This window comes from Saccharothrix sp. NRRL B-16348 (genome assembly GCF_001280085.1).
Taxonomy (GTDB): Bacteria; Actinomycetota; Actinomycetes; order Mycobacteriales; family Pseudonocardiaceae; genus Actinosynnema.
Map to the genome: position 1 here is coordinate 332008 of NZ_LGED01000001.1, position 19764 is coordinate 351771.

Sequence of the window (19764 nt, forward strand, 5' to 3'; positions counted from 1 at the left end):
CTACCGTTTGGGTGAATGGCGTCAACTACGTAAACACCGTTCACTCGACCGTCCCGAAGTTATACCCGGGTGAACAGCGCTCACAACCTGATTGGGTGACTTATGACCGAGGCCACTCGCCGTGAGCGGCTACGCGCTGAGACCGAACGTGACATTCGGCGACAGGCCCGTGCCCTGCTCGTGGAGCACGGCCGGGACGCCGTCACTCTGCGTGCCATTGCACGTGAGGTCGGCATCACCGCCCCCGCGCTGTACCGGTACTACGACTCGCGCGAGGACCTGCTCCGCAGGCTCGCCGAGGACATCTGCACGGACCTGGCCGCGGAACTCGAAGCCGAGCTCGACCGCATCGACGCCGACGACGTCAGCGCGCAGGTCTACGCGGTGTGCCGGGGCTTCCGGCGCTGGGCGCTCGCGCACCCGCAGGAGTTCACGCTCGTGTTCGCGTCCACCGAGGACGCCCTCGGCTCGTGCGGACCGGACGACCGCGGCCAGGTCGGCGACCAGTTCGGCCGGGTGTTCCTGGAGGTCGCGGGCCGGCTGATCGCGAGCCACCCGCTGCCGGACGACCTCGGCGACGACGTGCCGGAGGACCTGCACGCCGACCTGGCGGTGTTCCAGCAGGTGCTGCTGGCCACCGTCAACGACCGCGGCGTCGAGGTGGACGAGAGCGTGCTGCCGCTCGGCGCGGTCTACCACGTCACGCAGTCGTGGGTCCGGATCTACGGCCACGTGGCCCTGGAGGTCTTCGGCCGCTTCCCGTTCGCGGTGTCCAACCCCGAGCCCATGTTCGACTCGATGCTCGCGCAGATACTGGGAGAGATGGGTTTTCGTCACCTCACGCGTCCGTGAGCTGCGACTTCCGGGCATACCTGCTGGTCCGTTCGAGCGCTTTTCGCACCCGCGGCGCAACCAGGGGCACCCGGGCGGGGTTGCATGTGGTGGCCGCACGGCGAGAACGTCTCGGGGCGGGGGGATGGTGGCACGGAAGAGTTCCGACAAGGGATCCGGCGGCGTGGCGTTAGTGGCCGCGGTGCTCGTCGTCCTCGCGGGCGCGGGCGGGGCCGGTGGCGCGGCGCTGAACTCGGGCGCGAGCGGCGGTGGCGGGGCGGCGGCCCCGGTGGAGAGCATCGGCGTCCGCAAGTGGGACGCCAAGCGCGCGGCACGGGGTGGTGACGCCGAAGGCGCGATGAGCCACCTCGGTGTCGGGATCAGCAAGCAGGCCGTCAAGCAGGAGCTCGACTGCCTGGGCAACTCGTTCGGCCAGGTGCGCGACTTCTTCGCCACCACGCCGTGCACGTCCCTGGACCGCCTGCTCCTCGCCGTCGGCGACCAGGCGGGCAACGCCGCCGTGGTGTCGGTGGTGTGGGTGACGTTCCCAGGGCGCAACCAGGCCCGGCAGTTCGACCGGGTCATCGACGTCGCGGGCTCCGGCGACGTGAAACCGCTGGGCGGCGGGGTGGTCGGCATGCCGGACATCCGGTTCACCGCCACGCACTACTGGTCGGAGATCAAGGACACCACGATCACGATCGCCGAGTCCGAACCGGCAACCGGGCACGTCGAGCCGGACCTGCTCGACGCGATGACCGAAGTGGCCGCCCAGCTGCCCCGTCCGTAGGTCGGCCGAACGACGGCTGCGCCGCGGACGGAACACCACTATCGCGGTGGATCGCTGGGCCTTTCGAGCGGTACCCGCCGGTACTCACCACACCTCTGGTCGATTCGCGCTTCCATCCACGGGCGGGACGACCAGGAGGCGGCATGGGACGCAGGATCGGTGGCGCCGGTGGCGGCTCCGACCCCGGAGCAGGCAAGGGCGGCGCGGTCATCGCGGCTGCCGTCGTGGCTCTCGCGGGTGCGGCGGGCATCGGCGGTGAAGCAGCGTTGTCCGCGGGCACGGCGACGGGAGGGTCGACCCCCGGCCTCAACGCCCGCAAGGCGGACAGCAAGAAGAACGCGCGCGAGGGTGACGCCGACGGCGCGCTGATCGGTCTGGCGGACATCCGGTTCACCGCCCACCACTACTGGTCGGAGACGAGGGGGAACACGATCACGATCGCCGAGTCCGAACCGGCAACCGGGCACGTCGAGCCGGACCTGCTCGACGCGATGACCGAAGTGGCCGCCCAGTTGCCCCGTCCGTGAACCCCGCTTTGTCCGCGAACCTCCGTGAACCGCGCTACAGCACCACGTTGACCAGCCGGCCCGGCACGACGATCACCTTGCGCGGCGTGCCGCCGTTCAGCAGCTCGGCCACCTTCTCGTCGGCCAGCGCCGCCGCCTGGACCTCGTCCGCCGACGCCGACGCCGACACGACCACGCGCGCCTTCACCTTGCCGTTGACCTGGATCGGGTACTCGACCGTGTCCTCGACCAGGTACTTCTCCTCCGCCGCCGGGAACGGGCCGTGCGCCAGCGACTCGCCGTGGCCCAGCTTGGCCCACAGCTCCTCGGCGACGTGCGGGCTCAACGGCGCCAGCATCTGCGCCAGCGGCTCAGCCAGCGCGCGCGGGGCGCCGCCCGGGAAGTGCTTGGTGACGTGGTTGTTCAGCTCGATCAGCTTCGCGCCCGCCGTGTTGTAGCGCAGGTTCGCGAAGTCGTCGTGCACGCCCGCGATCGTCTTGTGCAGCAGCCGCAGCGCGTCCTCGCCCGGGTCCTCGTCGGTGACCCGCAGCTCGCCCGTGGTCTCGTCGACCAGGTTGCGCCACAGCCGCTGCAGGAACCGCTGCGCGCCGACGACGTCCTTCGTCGCCCACGGCCGGGAGACGTCCATCGGGCCCATCGACATCTCGTACAGCCGGAACGTGTCGGCGCCGTACTTCTCGCACATGTCGTCCGGCGTGACGACGTTCCGCAGGCTCTTGCCCATCTTGCCGTACTCGCGGCGCACCTCTTCGCCCTCGAAGAAGTACTTGCCGTCGCGCTCCTCCACCTGCTCGGCGGGCACGGGGGTGCCGCGCGAGTCGCGGTACGCGTACGCCTCGATGTAGCCCTGGTTGAACAGCCGTCGGTACGGCTCGTCACCGGACACGTGGCCCAGGTCGAACAGCACCTTCTGCCAGAACCGCGCGTACAGCAGGTGCAGCACCGCGTGCTCCACGCCGCCGATGTACAGGTCGACGCCGCCGGGGTCGGTCGCGCCGTGCTCGGCCGTGCGCGGGCCCAGCCAGTACCGCTCGTTCTCCGGGTTGACGAACCGCTCGGTCTCCGACGGGTCCACGTACCGCAGCTGGTACCAGCACGAACCCGCCCAGTTGGGCATGGTGTTGGTCTCGCGCCGGTACTCGCGCGGCCCGTCGCCCAGGTCCAGCTCGACGGTGACCCAGTCACCGGCGCGCGACAGCGGCGGCGACGGCTCGGAGTCCGCGTCCTCCGGGTCGAACGTCCGCGGGGAGTAGTCGTCCACGTCGGGCAGCTCGATCGGCAGCATCGACTCGGGCACGGCGATCGGCGTGCCGTCCTCGTCGTACACGATCGGGAACGGCTCGCCCCAGTACCGCTGCCGGGAGAACAGCCAGTCGCGCAGCTTGAACTGCACGGTGCCCTCGCCGCGGCCCTGCTCCTCCAGCCAGGCGATGATCTTCTTCTTCGCCTCGTCGACGTCCAGCCCGTCCAGGCTGACGCTGCTCTCGTGGCTCGAGTTCACCGCGGGGCCGGTGCCGGTGTACGCCTCGCCGTCGAAGTCCTCGGGCGGCTGCACGGTCCGGATGATCGGCAGGTCGAACGCCTTGGCGAAGTCCCAGTCGCGCTGGTCCTGGCCGGGCACGGCCATGATCGCGCCGGTGCCGTAGCCCATCAGCACGTAGTCCGCGATGTACACCGGGATCTGCGCGCCGTTGACCGGGTTCGTCGCGTGCGCGCCGGTGAAGACGCCGGTCTTCACCTTGTTCTCCTGCCGGTCCAGCTCGGACTTGCGGGACACCTCGGCGCGGTACGCGGCGATCGCCCCGGCCTGCTCGGCGGACGCGATCACGTCCACCAGCGGGTGCTCGGGCGCCAGCACCATGTACGTCGCGCCGAACAGGGTGTCGGGCCGGGTGGTGAACACCTCGACGTCCACGCCGTCGTGCCCGGTCACGGCGAACCGGACCCTGGCGCCGTGCGAGCGCCCGATCCAGTTGCGCTGCATCGCCTTGATCTTGTCCGGCCAGTCCAGCCGGTCCAGGTCGTCGACCAGCCGGTCGGAGTACGCGGTGATCCGCATCATCCACTGGCGCAGCGAGCGCCGGAACACCGGGAAGTTGCCGCGCTCGCTGCGGCCGTCCGCGGTGACCTCCTCGTTCGCCAGCACGGTGCCCAGGCCGGGGCACCAGTTCACCGGCGCCTCGGACAGGTACACCAGGCGGTACTGGCCCAGCAGCTTCTCCCGCTCCGGGCGGGACATCTCGGCCCACGGCTTGTCCGGCGTGGCCCGCTCACCCGAGGCGAACTGCGCCTCCAGCTCGGTGATCGGCCTGGCCTTGCCCGCCGCCGGGTCGTACCAGGAGTTGAAGATCTGCAGGAAGATCCACTGGGTCCACTTGTAGTAGCCCGGGTCGATGGTGGAGATGCGCCGGCGCTCGTCGTGGCCCAGGCCCAGCCTGCGGATCTGCCGCAGGTACGTCTGGATGTTGTCCTCGGTGGTCTTGCGCGGGTGCTGCCCGGTCTGCACGGCGTACTGCTCGGCGGGCAGGCCGAACGCGTCGAAGCCCATCGTGTGCAGCACGTTGCGGCCGTTCATCCGGTGGTACCGGGCGAACACGTCGGTGCCGATGAAGCCCAGCGGGTGGCCCACGTGCAGGCCGGAGCCCGACGGGTACGGGAACATGTCCTGCACGAACAGCTTGTCCGCGGGCACGTCGCCCTTGAGCGGCCCGACCGGGTTCGGCGCGTGGAAGGTGCCCTGCTCCTCCCAGTGCTGCTGCCAGCGCCGCTCGATCTCGCCCGCCAGCTCGGCGGTGTAGCGGTAGGCGGGCGTCGCGTCCGCCGCGTCGGTGCTCATCGGGATGTCCCTCTCCATCGGTACCTGCCCCTGACATGACGAAACCCCCCAGCCCGGAAGGGCGTGAGGGGTTGCCGCGCGGACCTGGTTGACGAGGTCTGCGCGGCTAGCTAAGGAGCAGGCGGGCCTTGCTCATGCCGTCAACGGTATCAGCGCAGCGCAAGTGCGATGAACCGGGTGAACTCCTCGGCCGCGAAGTTGTCGTCGCTGACCAGCAGCAAGGTGCGTTCGCCGGTGGGCAGGCGCGGACCCCAGGTGAGGCCTTCGACGTTGTCGATCACGGGGAGCGGGAAGTCGTCCAGGTCGGCGAGCTGCTTCTTGCGCACCGGGCGCACGTCGTCGGCGAGGACGTCCTGGTCGCGCACGTCGGTCGCGCCCGCGATGTCGACCTGGAAGAGGCGGACCTTGTAGTCCGCGCCGGGCACCCAGCTGCGTTCGAGGGCGTAGTAGCGGCCGGGCACCTTCGGGTCGGCGAGGATCGCGGGCACGCCGGTGTCCGGACCCCACGGGCCGGGCTCGGGCGCGGCGAACAGCGGTTCGAGCGGGTAGGCGTGCTGGCGCAGGACGGTGCCGTCGCGGCCCTGCACGGTGAGGCGGGTGTTCGCGCCCTCGGTCGCGGTCGGCACGTCGCCGTCCTGGACCAGCGGGCCCTCGACCACGCTGGTGACGAGCAGGCCGCCGGCGGAGAACGTGATCGCTTCGAGGGCGAGGTTGCGGCGCGGGCCGCGGTCCGGGGTGATGGCGTAGTTCGCGGGCAACGGCAGGTCGGCGGCGTACGCGCCGTCGCGACGGGCCCGCTGGACGGACGGTTGGATCACCGGCGCCCCGGCGGCCGTGGGGCGGTCGCCCTCCTGGCTCCACCAGTAGTCGCCGGTCAGCGGGTCGATCCGGATCTCCTCGGGGTCCACGGCGCGGCCGTCGTTGAGGGCCGGTGACGAGTAGGCGCCACCGTCCGGGTGCCGGAGGGCGTGCGTGCCGGTGAGGCGGACGTCGTGCACTCCGGAGGCGTCGACTTCGAGCTCGGCGGTGTAGAACCGGGGCGGGTTCGTGTACCCCCGGTCGTCGCTGATCAGCACGTACTCGCCGGTGCGCGGGTCGCGGTCGACGCCGGACAGGCCACCGACCGCGGTGCCCTGGAACTGCAGGCCGTGCGGCAGGGTCGTCTCACCGAGGAACCGGACGTGGGGTGCGGCGGAGGCGGCGGGAACGGTCGAGACGACCGCGGTGGCGGCGAAACCCAACGCGATCAGACAAGATCGAAGTCTCATTGGGTCGAGCCTGCCGAGGAGTCCGGCCGCCCGTAAGGGCAGATCGAGTGAACACGGGGCCGGCCCGACCAAGATCGGAGGACCGGCCTACCCTCGTCAGGGTGAACATCGTGCTGCCTGTGGTGCTGGGTCTGATCGGTGTCGCGTTCGCGACGGTCGGGGTGCTCGGCGTGCGTGGCCGGCTGCAGCGCAACCGCTTCTTCGGGGTGCGCACCAAGGCCACGCTGCGCGACGACGAGACGTTCGCGCTGGCCAACAAGGTCGCCGGGGTGCCCAACACGGCCGCGGGGGCGATCGCGCTCGTGGCGGCCGTCGCGGCGGCGGTGAACCCGGCGTTGGCGCTGGTCATCGGCCTGGTCGGGCTCGTCGGCAGCGTCGTGGTCGCGAGCGCGGGCGGCGTGCTGGGCCACCGGGCCGCCGAGGCGATGCCCGAGCAGGCGCCGGCCGGCTGCGGCGGTTGCGCGTGCGGCGGTGGCGGGTGCAGCGTCCTCACCCGCGCCTGAACTAATTCCTTCGGATGTCCGTCGGGAACGTCGCCATCAGCGCCGTCGGCATGCCCTGACGGCGCAGCACCCGACCCCACAGGTCGACGTTCGGCGGCGTGAGCACGTCGTCGGGCAGGCCCTTCACCACGATCCAGTCGCCGCGCCCCACCTCGTTGCCCAGCTGGCCCTGGCCCCAGCCGGAGTAGCCGGCGAACACGCGCATCCCGCGCACCTTCGCCACCAGCACGTCCGGGTCGGCGTCCAGGTCGACCAACGCCACCGGTCCGTGCACGCCGACCACACCGTCGAGTGACGCCAGGTCCTCGCCGGTGCGCAGCGCGGCCAGGCACAGCGCCGTCTTCTGCTCCACCGGCCCGCCGATGTAGACGGCCTGCGGCCTGCTCACGTGCGGGCCCCACGCGGGCAGCACGTCGTGGACGGCGACCTCGCTCGGGCGGTTCAACACCACGCCGAGGCTGCCCTCGTCCCGGTGGTCGATGACGTAGACCACGGTCCGTCGGAAGTTGGGGTCGGTCAGACTCGGTGCCGCGACCAGCAGAGAACCCGGTTCGACGTCGGCATCAGGGCGCACACCAAGCATGATCCCAGACGACGGCCGCGGACCAGGCGACACAGCGCACACACCCCACGGAAGCGGTGCGGTCCGCCGCGCCGGAACATCCGGGTTACCGTGTTCGTTGTAGTGAACGTCAGGCGCCATCGAGTCCCCCGGGCCCACTGAAACGCCTACGCGGAATACCGTTCGGCTGGAGCCGCGTAGTGCCACCCGCCGAGAGGCGACCGGGCGCCTGGCACCAGGGAGGCCGGACCCCACGCGGGTCCGGCCTTCGTGGTTCCCGGGTCCGGAGGCATAGGCTCAGCACCGTGACCACTGCCGGCACCACCGCGGCGAAGCACCACCTCGGTGTCCGGAAACTCCTCGCGCTGGCGGACTTCCGCAGGTTGCTGGCCTCGCGGCTGGCGGCCCAGTGGGGTGACGGCCTGTTCCAGGCGGGCCTCGCCGGCGCGGTCCTGTTCAACCCGGAGCGCCACACCGACCCGCTCGCCGTCGCGGCCGGGTTCGCCGTGCTGCTGCTGCCGTACTCCGTGGTCGGCCCGTTCGCGGGCGCCCTGCTCGACCGGTGGGACCGCCGCCGGGTGCTGGTGGTGGCGAACCTCACGCGCGCCGTGTTCGTCCTGCTCACCGCGGCGGCCGTCGGGCTCGGGCTCAGCGGCGTGCCGCTGTACGCCTCCGCGCTGTTCGTCACGGGGGTGAGCCGGTTCGTCGGCTCCGGCCTGTCCGCGTCCCTGCCGCACGTCGTGGACGGCGACCACCTGGTGGAGGCGAACGCGTTCGTCACCACGCTCGGCGCGTTGACCGCGGTGCTCGGCGCGGGCTGCGCGGTGGGGTTGCGGGCGGTGCTCGGCTCCGGTGACGGCGGCTCGGCGTGGACCACGACGTTCGCCGTCGCGGGTTCGCTCGGCGCCGCCTTCGTGGCCTCCCGCTTCGCGCGTGGCGCGCTCGGACCCGACGAGGTGGACGAGCCCAGCCGGACGGTCACCGCGGTCGCCCTGGGCCTGCTGGACGGCGCACGGGCCGCGTGGCGCGCGCCCAGCGTCGCCGCCGCCCTGGTGGCGCTGCTCGCGCACCGGCTCGCGTTCGGCGCGTCGCTGCTGCTCACGTTGCTGCTGATGCGCAACTCGTTCACCGACTACGGGCCGCTCAAGGCGGGCATGGCGGGGCTCGGCGAGGTCGCCGTCGCCGGTGGCGCGGGGATCCTGCTGGCGGGACTCGTGACCGACCGGGTGGTGGACGTGCTCGGCCGGCGCGGCACGGTCTGCGCCGCGCTCGTGCTGGCCGCGGCCACCCAGCTCGGCCTCGGCCTGCCCATGCTGCTGCCGACCATCCTGGCCGCGTCGTTCGTGCTGACGTTCGCGGGCCAGGTGGTCAAGCTGTGCGTGGACGCGGCCGTGCAGGGCGACATCGGCGACGAGGTCCGCGGCCGGGTGTTCGCCCTGTACGACACGCTGTTCAACGTCACGCAGGTGGCAGCCGTCACCGCCGCGGCGGCCGTCGTCCCGCTGGACGGGAGGTCCCCGGGTCTCGTGATCGCCGCGACGGTGGCCTACCTGCTCGGCCTGGTCGGCTACTTGTTGCTGGTCAAGCGCAGTGTTTGATGGCCGCTGCTCCGCAGACGGCGGCTCGGTCGCCTGGAAGTCGGTCGTTCGCGCCTGATTTTCCGACGATCGAAAGGCGTGATCGCCGGAAAATGAGTCGCGAACGACCGACGCGACCTCGCGGTCACCGCGGCAATGGGAGCCGGATGATCCCCGTTTCGTGCGCGTAGACCACCGCGGCCATCCGGTCGCGCAGGTTCAACGTGCGCAGGATTTCCGACACCACCGCCCCCACCTGGTACTGGCTCAGCGCCAGCACCCGCGCTATCTCGTGGTCGGCGAGCCCCCTGGCCAGGCAGCGGAGCACGGCCCGCTGCCGGTCGGACAGCTCGTCCAGCCCTTGTGCCCGGGTGCCCCCCTCGGACAGTCCCCAAGCGTTCATACGACACCACCCCCAGTGCGCGTTTGGCGCACACAGTCATGGTCCCGCAACAGGCTGTCACTGGCCAACCCCTCGGCACGAGATTGGTCACTTGGTGTCAGTCACCAGGTGGCCGGACACCCTCCGCACGCGCCCACGCGAGCAGCTCCGCGACCGCCTCGTCGTGGTCCAGCGGGCCGCGGTCCAGGCGCAGCTCCTTGAGGAACTTCCACGCCTTGCCGACCATCGGCCCCGGTGGCAGGCCCAGCAGCCGCATGATCTCGTTGCCGTCGAGGTCGGGCCGGACCCGCTTGAGGTCCTCCTCGGCGGCGATCCGCTCGATGCGGCGCTCCAGGTCGTCGTACGTCCGCTGCAGCGCGTTGGCCTTGCGCCGGTTGCGCGTGGTGCAGTCGGCGCGGACCAGCTTGTGCAGCCGGGGGAGCAGGTGCTCGGCGTCGGTGACGTACCGGCGCACCGCCGAGTCGGTCCACTCGCCGCTGCCGTAGCCGTGGAAGCGCAGGTGGAGGTACACGAGCTGGGCGACGTCCTCGACGATCTCCTTCGAGTACTTCAAGGCGCGCAAACGCTTGCGGACCATCTTCGCCCCGACCACCTCGTGGTGGTGGAACGACACGCCGCCGCCCTCCTCGAACCGCCGGGTGTCCGGCTTGCCGATGTCGTGCAGCAACGCCGCCAGCCGCAGCACCAGGTCCGGCTCGGGGCCGTCCTCCAGGTCGATGGCCTGGTCGAGCACGACCAGCGAGTGGTGGAACACGTCCTTGTGCTGGTGGTGCTCGTCGATCTCCAGCTTCATCGCGGGCAGCTCGGGCAGCACCACGTCGGCGAGCTTGGCCTCGACCATCAGCTCGACGCCCGCGCGCGGGTGCGCGCCGGTGAGCAGCTTGGACACCTCGACCTGCACGCGTTCGGCGGTGATGCGGGTCAGCTCGCCCGCCATGGCCGCCATGGCGTCGAGCACGCGCGGCGCGACGGTGAAGCCGAGCTGGGACACGAACCGGGCCGCGCGCAGCATCCGCAGCGGGTCGTCGGAGAACGACTCCTGCGGCGTCGCGGGCGTGTCCAGGGTCTTGGCCCGCAGCGCCTCACGACCGCCGGTCGGGTCGATGAGCTGCCGGTTCACCACGTCGTAGGCCATCGCGTTGACGGTGAAGTCGCGGCGGACCAGGTCGCCCTCGATGCTGTCGCCGAACGTCACCTCGGGGTTGCGGGTGACGCCGTCGTAGCTGTCGGCGCGGAACGTGGTGACCTCGACGGTCTGCTTGTGCTTGGTCGCGCCGACCGTGCCGAACGCGATGCCGGTGTCCCAGATCGCGTCCGCCCAGCCCTTGAGCAGCGCCATGATCTGCGGCGGCCGGGCGTCGGTGGTGAAGTCGAGGTCGCCGGACAGCCGCCCGAGCATGGCGTCCCGCACGCTGCCGCCCACCAGGTACAGGCGATGACCGGCCGCGGCGAAGCGGGCGGCCAGTTCGTCGGCGACGGGGAGTGCGCTCAGCAGTTCCACCACGGCATTGTCCTGCCCAGGAGAAGTGGCGGTGGAGGCGATGGGTCCGGACACGAGCAGCCAGCCTACTGGTCGGCGACGTCCGGCCCGAACGAGTTCCCCCGTAGTTGATCACCGATCGCCACCGGGCGGTCACGTCCGGTACCCGCTGGTCGCCACTACCATCAGGGCATGCCCCAGTCGTCCGGTCGCTCCGGCGGTCCCAAGCCGAGGCGCCGGAACCGGCGTCGCGGCCGGCGGCTGAAGACCGTCGACGAGACCTCGGCGGGTGGACTGGTGCTGGACTTCGAGCAGCACGTCGCCGCGATCATCGGGCGGCTGGACCGGCGCGGCAGGCTGTTGTGGTCGTTGCCGAAGGGTCACATCGAGGCCGGTGAGACCGCGGAACAGACCGCGGTGCGCGAGGTCGCGGAGGAGACCGGTATTCATAGCAGGGTCCTGCGCCCGCTCGGCTCGATCGACTACTGGTTCGTCGCCGAGGACCGGCGGGTGCACAAGACCGTCCACCACTTCCTCCTGGAGGCGCTGGGCGGCGAGCTTTCCGACGAAGACGTGGAGGTCACCGAGGTGGCGTGGGTGCCCCTTGGCGAGCTGGACGACCGGCTCGCCTACGCGGACGAGCGTCGACTCGTGCGCCGAGCCGCCGAACTGCTCTCCGAGTACCAGACGGACGGAGCGGAGTCCGCGTGAAACGGCTGCTGTCCGCACTAGCGGCGGCGGGGATCCTCCTCGTGTCGACGGCGTCCGCGGCGCCCGCCGCGCCCGTCGACACCGGGCGGCTGCCCGTCCGACCGGCGCCCGCCACCCAGGTGTGGGCGACCAGGGCGCTGTCCAGCCAACCGGGCCAGCAGTCGCAGGTGTGGCTGCGCCTGGACGTCGAGGAGATGACGCCCCGCGTGATCACCGCGGACGGTCCGGACTCGATCACCATCTCCGGCAAGGTGGTCAACGTCGGCGACCGGCCGCTCGAGGAGATCGAGCTGCGCCTGGAACGCGGCCGGCCGCTGACCGACGAGGACGCGGTCCGCAAGGCGCTGCGCGAGCCGACCGACGCCGAGTTCGTCCAACCGAACTTCACCCCGGTCACCGACCGCCTCGAGCAGAACGAGTCGAAGCCGTTCCGGCTCACCGTGCCCCTGAGCGGCTCGGACCCGACCTCGCTGCGCATCACCGAGCCGGGCATCTACCCGATCCTGGCCAACATCAACGGCGTCCCCGACTTCGGCGGACGGGCCCGGCTGGCCGCGCTGAGCACCCTGCTGCCGGTGCTCGCGATGCCCGGCGGGCAGGCGCCGACGCCGCCGACGAACCCCGCCAAGCTCACCCTGCTGTGGCCGCTGGCCGACCGGCCGCGCGTGGTCACCGGCAACCCGACCGTGCTCACCGACGACGACCTGGCGGGCTCGCTGGCCATGGGCGGCCGGCTGTACGGCCTGCTCATGGCCTACGAGTCGGCGCTGACCGGCCCGCTGGGCACCGGCGTGTGCCTGGCCGTCGACCCCGACCTGCTGCGCACGGTCGAGGCGATGACCCAGGGCTACGAGGTCCGCGGCCAGGGCGCCGGCAAGGGCAAGAGCGCGGCCGAGCTGTGGCTCAACCGGTTGCGCCTGCTGGTCGCCGGGCGGTGCGTGATCGCGCTGCCCGACGCGGACGCCGACCTCGTCGCGCTGTCCCGCGCCGAGCTCACCGGCCTCGTCGACATCGCGCTCAACGGCGCCGAGGTGGTCCGCGACGTGCTCGACGTGCAGCCGACGCAGGGCCTGACCTGGCCCGAGGACGGCGTGCTCGACCAGCCGACGCTGGCGAGCCTGACCGGTCGGGGCGTCACGTCCCTGGTGCTCGACCAGTCGGCCGTCGCGGGCACCCCCGGCACGGGGCCGGTCCGGTTCGACGGGCCCGAGGGCAAGCCGGTCACGGCGGTGCGGATCGACGGCATGGTGTCGGACGCGTTGCAGGGCGCGGCGGCGGCCCGGCCGGTCGCGGGCGTGACCACGCCGAGCGAGACCCGGCCGGTGTCGGTGCAGAACGCGCTGGCCGCGCTCACGTTCCGGGCCGGGTTCCAGAACACCGGCCAGCACGTGGTCATCGCGCCGCCGCGCCGGTGGAACGCGCCGACCGGCGAGGTCGACACGTTGCTGCGCACGACGAAGTCGCTGGTCGCGGACGGTTTCGCGACGCCCGTCGGCCTGGAGTCGCTGCTGGCGGCCCCGCCGACGCAGCCGGCCGCGTTGAGCTACCCGGTCGAGTCCGGCGCCCGCGAGGTGCCGCCGACGGTGACCGCCGCGATCTCCGAGTCGTGGCTCCGGCTGCACCGGCTGTCCGAGTCGATGAGCCAACCGGACGCGGCGTCCGCCGAGCCGAGCGACCTGATCGACCCGCTGCGGCTGGCGCTGCTGCGCGCGGTGTCGGGCGCGTGGCGCGGCAACGAGGACGGCGCGCGTGCCGCGCTGGCGGTGGTCCGCGAGCAGATCGACGGGTTGCAGGGCCTGGTCACGGTGACCGAGCCGAACAGCCCGATCCTGCTCGGCTCGGGCGACAGCCCCATCCCGCTGTCCATCAAGAACCGGCTCGACGTGCGGATCACGGTGCGGATCGTGATCGAGGACACGCCGGGCATCGTGGCCAAGGACCTGACCGACATCGAGCTGCCCGCGCGCGGCGACCGCCTGGTGCGGGTGCCGGTCGAGGTGCAGCGGTCCGGGCGGTTCCCGGTGCACATCCGCCTGGTCACGACCAGCGGCGTCGAGCTGGGCGAACGGGCCCGGCTCGAGGTGTCGTCCTCGGCGTACGGGACGATCACGGTCGTCATCACGGGCTTGGCGGGCGCCGCGCTGGTGCTGCTGTCCGCCCGGCGCATCTACCGTCGGGTGCGCGCCGCGCGGGCCGCCTCCGCGCAGGTGCCGAACGACGCGAGTGGGGTCACGTCGCCGGAGAGGTCGAGCACGAGTTGAGCGGAACAACCACGGTGACGCAGGAGCAGCAGCCGCAGGGCCCGTCGCTGGCGCGCGCCAGCGGCTCGATGGCCATCGCCACGATCGTCAGCCGCGCCTCGGGGCTGCTGTCCAAGCTGCTGCTGATCACGATCCTCGGCGTCGACGCGCTCAACGACTCCTACCAGGTCGCCACCACGCTGCCCACGATGATCAACGAGCTGCTGCTCGGCGGCGTGCTGACCAGCGTGGCCATCCCGCTGCTGGTGCGCGCCGAGAAGGAGGACGCCGACCGCGGCGAGTCCTACGCGCAGTGGATGATCACCATGTCGGCGGTGATCCTCGGCGTCGGCACGGTCATCGCGGTCGCCTGCGCGCCGCTGCTGACGGCGCTGTTCATCGACTCGCCCGAGGCCGAGCCCGAACTGGTCACCGCGTTCGCGTACCTGGTGCTGCCGGGGATCGTGTTCTACGGGCTGTCGGCGCTGATCGGCGCGGTCCTCAACACCCGGCACGTGTTCGGCCTGCCCACGTGGGCGCCGGTGCTGAACAACCTCGTGGTGATCGTCACGCTGGTCGTGTACTGGCTGATGCCGGGGGAGATCTCCCTCGACCCGGTGCGGATGGGTGAGCCGAAGCTGCTGGTGCTCGGCCTCGGCACGATGCTCGGCGTGGCGCTGCAGGCGTCCGTGCTGGTGCCCGCGCTGCGCCGGACCGGGTTCAAGTTCCGCTGGCGGTGGGGCTGGGACCGGCGGCTGTCGGAGTTCGGCGGCCTGGCGTTCTGGGTGCTGCTGTACGTGGCGCTCGGTTTCGCCAGCATGGTCGTGCTGACCAAGGTCGCCACCCACGACGACGGCGCGATCACGGTCTACAACATGCAGTGGCTGATCGCCCAGGTGCCGTACGGGGTGCTCGGCGTGTCGCTGCTGACCGCGCTGATGCCGAAGATGAGCCGCGCGGCGGCGGCGCACGACACCGACGGGCTGGTCGGCGACCTGGCCCTGGGCAACCGGATGTCGTCGATCCTGCTGATGCCGTTCAGCGCGCTGATGACGGTGTCCGGCGTGTCGATCGGCGTGGCGCTGTTCTCGTTCGGCGCGGCCGGCGTCGAGGACGGCGAGGCGATCGGCACGGCGCTCGCGCTGTCCGCGTTCGGGCTGGTCCCGTACGCGATCACGCTGCTCCAGCTGCGCGTGTTCTACGCGTTGAAGGACGCCCGGACGCCGACGATCATCCAGGCGATCATCGTGGTGGTGCGGATCGCGCTGCTGTACGGGTTCCTGGCGATCTCGCCGCCGGACAAGCTGGCGGTCGGCGTGTCCATCGCGATGTCGCTGAGCTTCGTGGTCGGCGCCCTGGTGGGGCAGTTGTGGCTCCGGCTGCGGCTCGGCCGGCTGCGCACCGGTTACACAGCGTGGACGATCTGCCTCACGGTCGTGGCGTCCGCGATCGCGTTCGGAGCAGCGACCGGGCTCGCGTGGCTCGCCGTCCGGGTGCTGGGAATCGAGTCCCGCGTGGCGGTTGCCTGGGTCGAAGTGGTCGTCCAGACGATCGTCGGGCTGCCGTTGAGCTTCCTGCTGCTGGCCCTGTTCCGGGTACCCGAAGTGAAGCCCGCGGTCGCCAAGATCAGTCGTTTGGTGGGTCGCCGATGACACCTGTGACACGACGCGGTCACGTACCCTCGGCCCCGTGAGCAGCGGTCCGATCCAGAACACCTCGCTGGTGCCCGGCGGGGTGATCGGCGACGGCCGGTACCGGCTGCTGGCCCGGTCCGGTGTGGACCGGAGGTGCGACGCGCACCTCTGGCGGGCCAGGGACGGGCAGCTCAACCGGGACGTGGCGTTGACCGTCCTGGTGGGCAACCCGGCCGACCACCCCGCCGCGGCACGGGCGAAGCGGACCGCCGAACGCGCGATGCACGCCGCCAGCTTCACCCACCCGGGCGTCTCCCGGGTGATCGACGTGTTGACGCCCGGTGCCGGGATCAGGCTCGATGAGGGCATCCTCGGCGTGATCGTGGCCGAGTGGACCCAGGGCACCGACCTGCTCGACCTGATCGCCGAGGGCCCGCTGCCCGCCGGCGCCGCGACCCGGCTGCTGGAGCCGTTGGGCGCGGCGATCGAGGGCGCGCACCACGCCGGCCTCGTGCTCGGCGCGGACCACCCGCAGCGCATCCGGGTGACGGCGGACGGCAGGCTCCGGCTCGCGTTCCCCGGACCGCGGCCGGACGCGATCGCCCGTGACGACGTCAAGGGCCTGGGCGCGATCCTCTACCTGCTGCTCACGGGCAAGTGGGCGCTGCCGAACGGCCCGGACGGCGTGCCCGCCGCACCCACGGGTCCGGACGGCTCCGTGCTCGCGCCGAGCGCGCTGCACCCGTACGTGCCGCACGAGCTGTCGTCGGTCGCCGTGCGCAGCCTGGAGGACACCAGTGTCGGCGGCATCCGGACCAGCGCGGCGATCCTGCAGGTGCTCGACCAGATCGCCCAGTCCGAGGCCCAGACGGCGCTGATCCAGCCGGTCCAGGACGACGCGGCGGACGACGGCGCGGTGTGGACCACGCAGCGCCCGGTCCGCGACAAGGACCGCAAGCGGAAGCTGATGATCAGCGTGGCCGTGCTCGCGGTCGCGACGCTGGCCGTGATCGTCTGGCTGGGCGTGCAGATCGTCAGCTTCTTCAGCGACGAGCCGACCGGTGGCGGCGGGCCGACGGTGGTGATCGGCCAGTCGACCACGCCGGGGCAGAGCGGCCAGCCCGCGCCGCCCGCGCCCCAGCCCGCCGGTCCCGTGCAGCCCGCGTCCGTCGGCGTGTACGACGTGACCAACCAGCCCGACAACGCCACCCGGGCCAACCGCGCGGTCGACAACAACCCGACCACGGTGTGGCAGACGGAGAACTACTTCCAGCCGTTCCCCGCGCTGAAGCCGGGCATCGGGCTGATGGCGGGCTTCGCCGAGCCGGTGAAGCTGTCGTCGGTGACGATCACGTCGCCCAGCGAGGGCACGGTGGTGGAGATCCGGGTGGCGGGTGCGCCCGGCGCGCCGTTGCCGGAGACGAAGGTCATCGCGACCGCGACGCTGTCGGCCGGGCAGACCCAGATCCAGTTGACCGACCACGAGCCGACCCAGCACCTGCTGGTGTGGATCACGAAGCTCTCGGGCAGCGGCAAGAACAACCGCTCCGAGATCGCCGAGCTCGTCTACACCCGCGCGCAGTAGCCCTCAGGCACGGGTCGCGTAGCCGCCCAGCGCCGGTTCCAGCAGGTCGAAGACGCGGTGTGCGGACCGCGTGACGGTGGCCGCGATGTGGTCGTTGTCGTGCCCCTCGACGGTCAGCCGGAGCACTTCGCCGAACAGCAGCCGGTGCGCGCCGCCGAGTTGGGTGGCGGCGGCCCTCGGCGTGATGTCGTCGGGCTCGGCGCCGGTGTCCGCGGCGAGGGTGGCGGCCAGGGCCTCCTCGCGGGCCTCGTGCAGTTCGCGCAGGCGTGCGGTGAGGGTGGGGCTGTCGACGATCATCCGGGCGAACGGCTGACCGGAGAACCCGATCACCGGGTCGTGCCGGGCCGCGGCCTCCAGGAACGCGGTGCGCAGCACGGCCAGCGCCGACTCGCCCGCCGCGCGTGCGGCGACCGTGCGGGCGAGGCCGGCGGTGAACTCCTCGTGCTGGTCGAGGGCCAGGTCCTCCTTGCGCGCGAAGTAGTTGGTGACGGTCTTCTTGGCCACCCGCGCGGCGTCGGCGATGTCGGCGATCGTCGTCTCCTCGAACCCCCGCTCGATGAACAGCCGGGTGGCGTGGTCGGAGATCGCCTGCCGGGTCTCCTGCTTCTTCTGCTCGCGCAGGCCGGTGTTCGTGCTGGTCATGGACCTAGCCTGACAGATATTTACGTCGGGGGCAAACTTCCCCTTGACGTTTCGTAGTACGGGACTATAATTACACTCGTAGCAAGCACCACGGAGGAGACACCTTGCGACGAGAGCACCAGGGCCGCCGCCCCGTCCGGATCAACCACCAGCCGTTCGGCGGCAAGCAGCAGCAAGCCAGGCCGACGCGGGCACACGGCGTGCCGCGCCGCCGCTCGTACTGACCCGCACACCCCACACACCGAGGAGACCCGCTTGATCACCAAGTCCACCCTGTCGCTGACCGTCGACGACGTCGCCGCGTCCAGCGCCTTCTTCACCACCCACTTCGGCTACACCGAGCAGATGGCCGCGGACGGGTTCGCGTCGCTGGGCCACGAGGACGCGTTCGACCTCGTGCTGCTGCGCCGCGGCATCGAGGTGCTGCCCGAGGGCTTCCGCGACCAGCACGCCGCCGGGCTGATCGTCGCCTTCACGGTCACCGACCTGGCCGCGGAGCACGACCGGCTCCGCGCGGCGGGCGTCGAGATCACCATGCCGCTGCGCGAGGAACCGTGGGGTGAGCGCCTGTTCCAGGTGACCGACCCGAACGGCGTCATCGTCCAGCTCGTCGAATGGGTGAAGTTGTGACGCGCGGTCGCGGCGGGCGAGTGCCGGAGCCCACGGCACTCGCCCGTGCAGGTGAAAGGAGCGGGGTTGCCCGAGCCCGATAGGCTCCCGGCGTGACCGCCGCAGCCAGCTCGGACGCAGACCTCATCACTGCGCACGCCGCGGGTGACCCGCACGCCTTCTCCGAGCTCGTGCGCAGGCACCGAGATCGCATGTGGGCCGTCGCGCTGCGCACGCTGCGCGACCCCGAAGAGGCCGCGGACGCGTTGCAGGAGGCGTTCATCTCGGCCTTCCGCGCCGCCGCGAGCTTCCGGGCCGAGTCCCAGGTCACGACCTGGCTGCACCGAATAGTCGTCAACGCCTGCCTCGACCGGATGCGCAGGCGACAAACCAGGCCGACCGTCCCGCTCCCCGAAGCAGGCCCCGGCGAACCGGTGGCGCCCCGGGACGCGATGGCCGAGCGCGAGACCCGCCTGGTCGTCCAGGCCGCCCTCAACGAGCTGCCGGAAGAGCAGCGCGCCCCCATCGTGCTGGTCGACGTGGAGGGCTACTCGGTGGCCGAAACGGCCCAGCTCCTGGGCATCGCGGAGGGCACCGTGAAGTCGCGGTGCGCCCGCGGGAGGGCCAAGCTCGCCAAAGTTCTGGGACACCTCCGGAACCAGAGTGCAGATGCGAACGTCCCAATGAACGATGTGCAGGTGCAACAGGGACGTCAGTTGGAGGAACGATGACCGGCAATGCGCGGCGTTCAGGGCCGCCGTGGTCCGTCGACCTGCTGGCTGATCTGCACGCGGGGGCTCTGGACCCGCGGACCGAGGCCGAGTTGCGGCCGCTGGTCGAGAACGACCCCGAGGCCCGCGAGATCCTCGCCGCCCTCGACGCGACGCTCGACGACCTGCACAACCTGCCGCCGATCCCCATGCCGCGCCACGTGGCCGAGCGGATCGACGCGGCCCTCGCCGACGAGGCGCGCCCGGTCGCGCCGGTGGTCGACTTCGCGCAGGCCAAGGCCCGTCGCGCCAAGCGCCTCGGCTGGGGCGCGGGGCTGCTCGCGGCGGCCGCGGTCGCCGTCGGCGTCGCCGTGGTGGCGATCCCGCGGGACAACACCGCGGGCGACAGCGTGGCGCAGCAGGACAAGACCACGAACGCGCCGGTCACCGGCAGCCTCGTGCCCCCCGGCAGCGCCGACCGGATGCCCGCCGTGCGCGGCGAGAACTTCGGCCCGGTGTTCGGCGACGTGCTCAAGGCGCAGAACTACGGACCGCTGGAGAACCAGGAGCAGCTGGCCGACTGCCTGCGCGGGGCGAACATCACCGCGGGCAAGCCGCTCGGTGTCAGCCCCATCACGTTGGACGACAAGCCGGCCGTGATGGCGATCCTGCCCGGTGGCGCCCCCGGCGCGTACCGGATCGTGGTCGTCGACCCCGGGACCTGCGGTCCGGACAACCCCGAGGGCGTCCTGGCGAACAGCACGATCGAGCCGTAGCGGGCCGCGTAGCCCAACTCACCTCGAAGGGGTGGAATTACCGCACCCTACGATCCGTTGTGCGAAGTGCCGGGCCAGGG

Annotated in this window: 18 protein-coding genes; 12 read left to right on the forward strand and 6 right to left on the reverse strand. The window is 71.7% G+C overall.

Annotation, left to right across the window (positions count from 1 at the left end; translation table 11 throughout):
- The first annotated feature begins 102 nt into the window (after nucleotides 1–102).
- The 3 genes from ADK67_RS01625 to ADK67_RS01635 all read left to right on the forward strand — a co-directional run bounded on the left by ADK67_RS01625 (nucleotide 103) and on the right by ADK67_RS01635 (nucleotide 2148).
- Nucleotides 103–852, forward strand: a complete 750-nt coding sequence (locus ADK67_RS01625; RefSeq protein WP_053714518.1) for a TetR/AcrR family transcriptional regulator — start codon at nucleotides 103–105, stop codon at nucleotides 850–852.
- 163 nt (nucleotides 853–1015) lie between these two features.
- Nucleotides 1016–1621, forward strand: a complete 606-nt coding sequence (locus ADK67_RS01630; protein WP_157619843.1) for a hypothetical protein — start codon at nucleotides 1016–1018, stop codon at nucleotides 1619–1621.
- Nucleotides 1622–1764: 143 nt separating this feature from the next.
- Nucleotides 1765–2148 carry a hypothetical protein gene (locus ADK67_RS01635; protein WP_053714520.1) on the forward strand — a complete coding sequence of 128 codons (384 nt, stop codon included), beginning with the start codon at nucleotides 1765–1767 and terminating at the stop codon, nucleotides 2146–2148.
- A 34-nt stretch (nucleotides 2149–2182) separates the two neighbouring features.
- On the opposite strand, the gene leuS is transcribed toward ADK67_RS01635, so the two are convergent.
- Both leuS and ADK67_RS01645 read right to left on the reverse strand, forming a co-directional pair.
- On the reverse strand, nucleotides 2183–4984 hold the full coding sequence (gene leuS / locus ADK67_RS01640) for a leucine--tRNA ligase (RefSeq protein WP_053714521.1): 2802 nt from the start codon (nucleotides 4982–4984) through the stop codon (nucleotides 2183–2185).
- Between the two features lie 149 nt (nucleotides 4985–5133).
- Complete coding sequence (locus tag ADK67_RS01645; protein WP_053714522.1) at nucleotides 5134–6252, reverse strand: esterase-like activity of phytase family protein; 1119 nt, start codon at nucleotides 6250–6252, stop codon at nucleotides 5134–5136.
- A gap of 101 nt (nucleotides 6253–6353) precedes the next feature.
- Between ADK67_RS01645 and ADK67_RS01650 the strand changes: the two genes are divergently transcribed.
- Complete coding sequence (locus ADK67_RS01650) at nucleotides 6354–6755, forward strand: SdpI family protein (RefSeq protein WP_053714523.1); 402 nt, start codon at nucleotides 6354–6356, stop codon at nucleotides 6753–6755.
- A gap of 1 nt (nucleotide 6756) precedes the next feature.
- On the opposite strand, the gene ADK67_RS01655 is transcribed toward ADK67_RS01650, so the two are convergent.
- Nucleotides 6757–7338, reverse strand: coding sequence for a YqgE/AlgH family protein (locus ADK67_RS01655; protein WP_053714524.1), 582 nt, complete (start codon nucleotides 7336–7338; stop codon nucleotides 6757–6759).
- A gap of 284 nt (nucleotides 7339–7622) precedes the next feature.
- On the opposite strand from ADK67_RS01655, the gene ADK67_RS01660 reads away from it, so the two are divergent.
- Entirely contained in the window at nucleotides 7623–8915 is a 1293-nt protein-coding gene (locus tag ADK67_RS01660; RefSeq protein WP_053714525.1) for an MFS transporter, read from the forward strand.
- A 124-nt stretch (nucleotides 8916–9039) separates the two neighbouring features.
- On the opposite strand, the gene ADK67_RS01665 is transcribed toward ADK67_RS01660, so the two are convergent.
- The gene (locus tag ADK67_RS01665; protein WP_053714526.1) at nucleotides 9040–9297 is read right to left on the reverse strand and encodes a response regulator transcription factor; all 258 of its coding nucleotides are present in this window, start codon (nucleotides 9295–9297) and stop codon (nucleotides 9040–9042) included.
- A 97-nt stretch (nucleotides 9298–9394) separates the two neighbouring features.
- Entirely contained in the window at nucleotides 9395–10858 is a 1464-nt protein-coding gene (locus ADK67_RS01670) for a CCA tRNA nucleotidyltransferase (RefSeq protein ID WP_053714527.1), read from the reverse strand.
- A 111-nt stretch (nucleotides 10859–10969) separates the two neighbouring features.
- Between ADK67_RS01670 and ADK67_RS01675 the strand changes: the two genes are divergently transcribed.
- From ADK67_RS01675 to ADK67_RS01690, 4 genes are read left to right on the forward strand one after another with little or no spacing between them, the layout of a single operon-like run.
- Nucleotides 10970–11488, forward strand: coding sequence for an NUDIX hydrolase (locus ADK67_RS01675; RefSeq protein ID WP_053714528.1), 519 nt, complete (start codon nucleotides 10970–10972; stop codon nucleotides 11486–11488).
- On the forward strand, nucleotides 11485–13749 hold the full coding sequence (locus ADK67_RS01680; protein ID WP_053714529.1) for a DUF6049 family protein: 2265 nt from the start codon (nucleotides 11485–11487) through the stop codon (nucleotides 13747–13749). The genes ADK67_RS01675 and ADK67_RS01680 overlap by 4 nt, the downstream gene beginning before the upstream one ends.
- Nucleotides 13746–15380 (forward strand): murein biosynthesis integral membrane protein MurJ, encoded by a 1635-nt coding sequence (murJ, locus tag ADK67_RS01685; RefSeq protein WP_231647964.1) that lies wholly within the window; start codon nucleotides 13746–13748, stop codon nucleotides 15378–15380. Before ADK67_RS01680 ends, murJ begins: the two co-directional genes overlap by 4 nt.
- A gap of 37 nt (nucleotides 15381–15417) precedes the next feature.
- Nucleotides 15418–16947, forward strand: a complete 1530-nt coding sequence (locus ADK67_RS01690; protein ID WP_053714530.1) for a protein kinase family protein — start codon at nucleotides 15418–15420, stop codon at nucleotides 16945–16947.
- A 3-nt stretch (nucleotides 16948–16950) separates the two neighbouring features.
- Here ADK67_RS01690 and ADK67_RS01695 read toward each other — a convergent pair whose 3' ends face one another.
- Nucleotides 16951–17589 (reverse strand): TetR/AcrR family transcriptional regulator, encoded by a 639-nt coding sequence (locus ADK67_RS01695; protein WP_053714531.1) that lies wholly within the window; start codon nucleotides 17587–17589, stop codon nucleotides 16951–16953.
- A 255-nt stretch (nucleotides 17590–17844) separates the two neighbouring features.
- Here ADK67_RS01695 and ADK67_RS01700 point away from each other — a divergent pair, with 255 nt between their 5' ends.
- The 3 genes from ADK67_RS01700 to ADK67_RS01710 all read left to right on the forward strand — a co-directional run bounded on the left by ADK67_RS01700 (nucleotide 17845) and on the right by ADK67_RS01710 (nucleotide 19684).
- Nucleotides 17845–18219, forward strand: a complete 375-nt coding sequence (locus tag ADK67_RS01700) for a VOC family protein (protein WP_053714532.1) — start codon at nucleotides 17845–17847, stop codon at nucleotides 18217–18219.
- A gap of 92 nt (nucleotides 18220–18311) precedes the next feature.
- Nucleotides 18312–18929, forward strand: a complete 618-nt coding sequence (gene sigM, locus ADK67_RS01705; protein ID WP_053714533.1) for an RNA polymerase sigma factor SigM — start codon at nucleotides 18312–18314, stop codon at nucleotides 18927–18929.
- Nucleotides 18926–19684 carry a hypothetical protein gene (locus ADK67_RS01710; protein WP_053714534.1) on the forward strand — a complete coding sequence of 253 codons (759 nt, stop codon included), beginning with the start codon at nucleotides 18926–18928 and terminating at the stop codon, nucleotides 19682–19684. Before sigM ends, ADK67_RS01710 begins: the two co-directional genes overlap by 4 nt.
- The last annotated feature ends 80 nt before the right edge of the window (nucleotides 19685–19764 follow it).

Bases quoted from the DNA above. Each gene is read 5' to 3' on its own strand.
- ADK67_RS01625 (WP_053714518.1), top strand. From the start codon at position 103: ATGACCGAGGCCACTCGCCGTGAGCGGCTACGCGCTGAGACCGAACGT.
- ADK67_RS01635 (WP_053714520.1), top strand. From the start codon at position 1,765: ATGGGACGCAGGATCGGTGGCGCCGGTGGCGGCTCCGACCCCGGAGCA.
- leuS (WP_053714521.1), bottom strand. From the start codon at position 4,984: ATGAGCACCGACGCGGCGGACGCGACGCCCGCCTACCGCTACACCGCC.
- ADK67_RS01645 (WP_053714522.1), bottom strand. From the start codon at position 6,252: ATGAGACTTCGATCTTGTCTGATCGCGTTGGGTTTCGCCGCCACCGCG.
- ADK67_RS01655 (WP_053714524.1), bottom strand. From the start codon at position 7,338: ATGCTTGGTGTGCGCCCTGATGCCGACGTCGAACCGGGTTCTCTGCTG.
- ADK67_RS01665 (WP_053714526.1), bottom strand. From the start codon at position 9,297: ATGAACGCTTGGGGACTGTCCGAGGGGGGCACCCGGGCACAAGGGCTG.
- ADK67_RS01675 (WP_053714528.1), top strand. From the start codon at position 10,970: ATGCCCCAGTCGTCCGGTCGCTCCGGCGGTCCCAAGCCGAGGCGCCGG.
- ADK67_RS01695 (WP_053714531.1), bottom strand. From the start codon at position 17,589: ATGACCAGCACGAACACCGGCCTGCGCGAGCAGAAGAAGCAGGAGACC.
- ADK67_RS01710 (WP_053714534.1), top strand. From the start codon at position 18,926: ATGACCGGCAATGCGCGGCGTTCAGGGCCGCCGTGGTCCGTCGACCTG.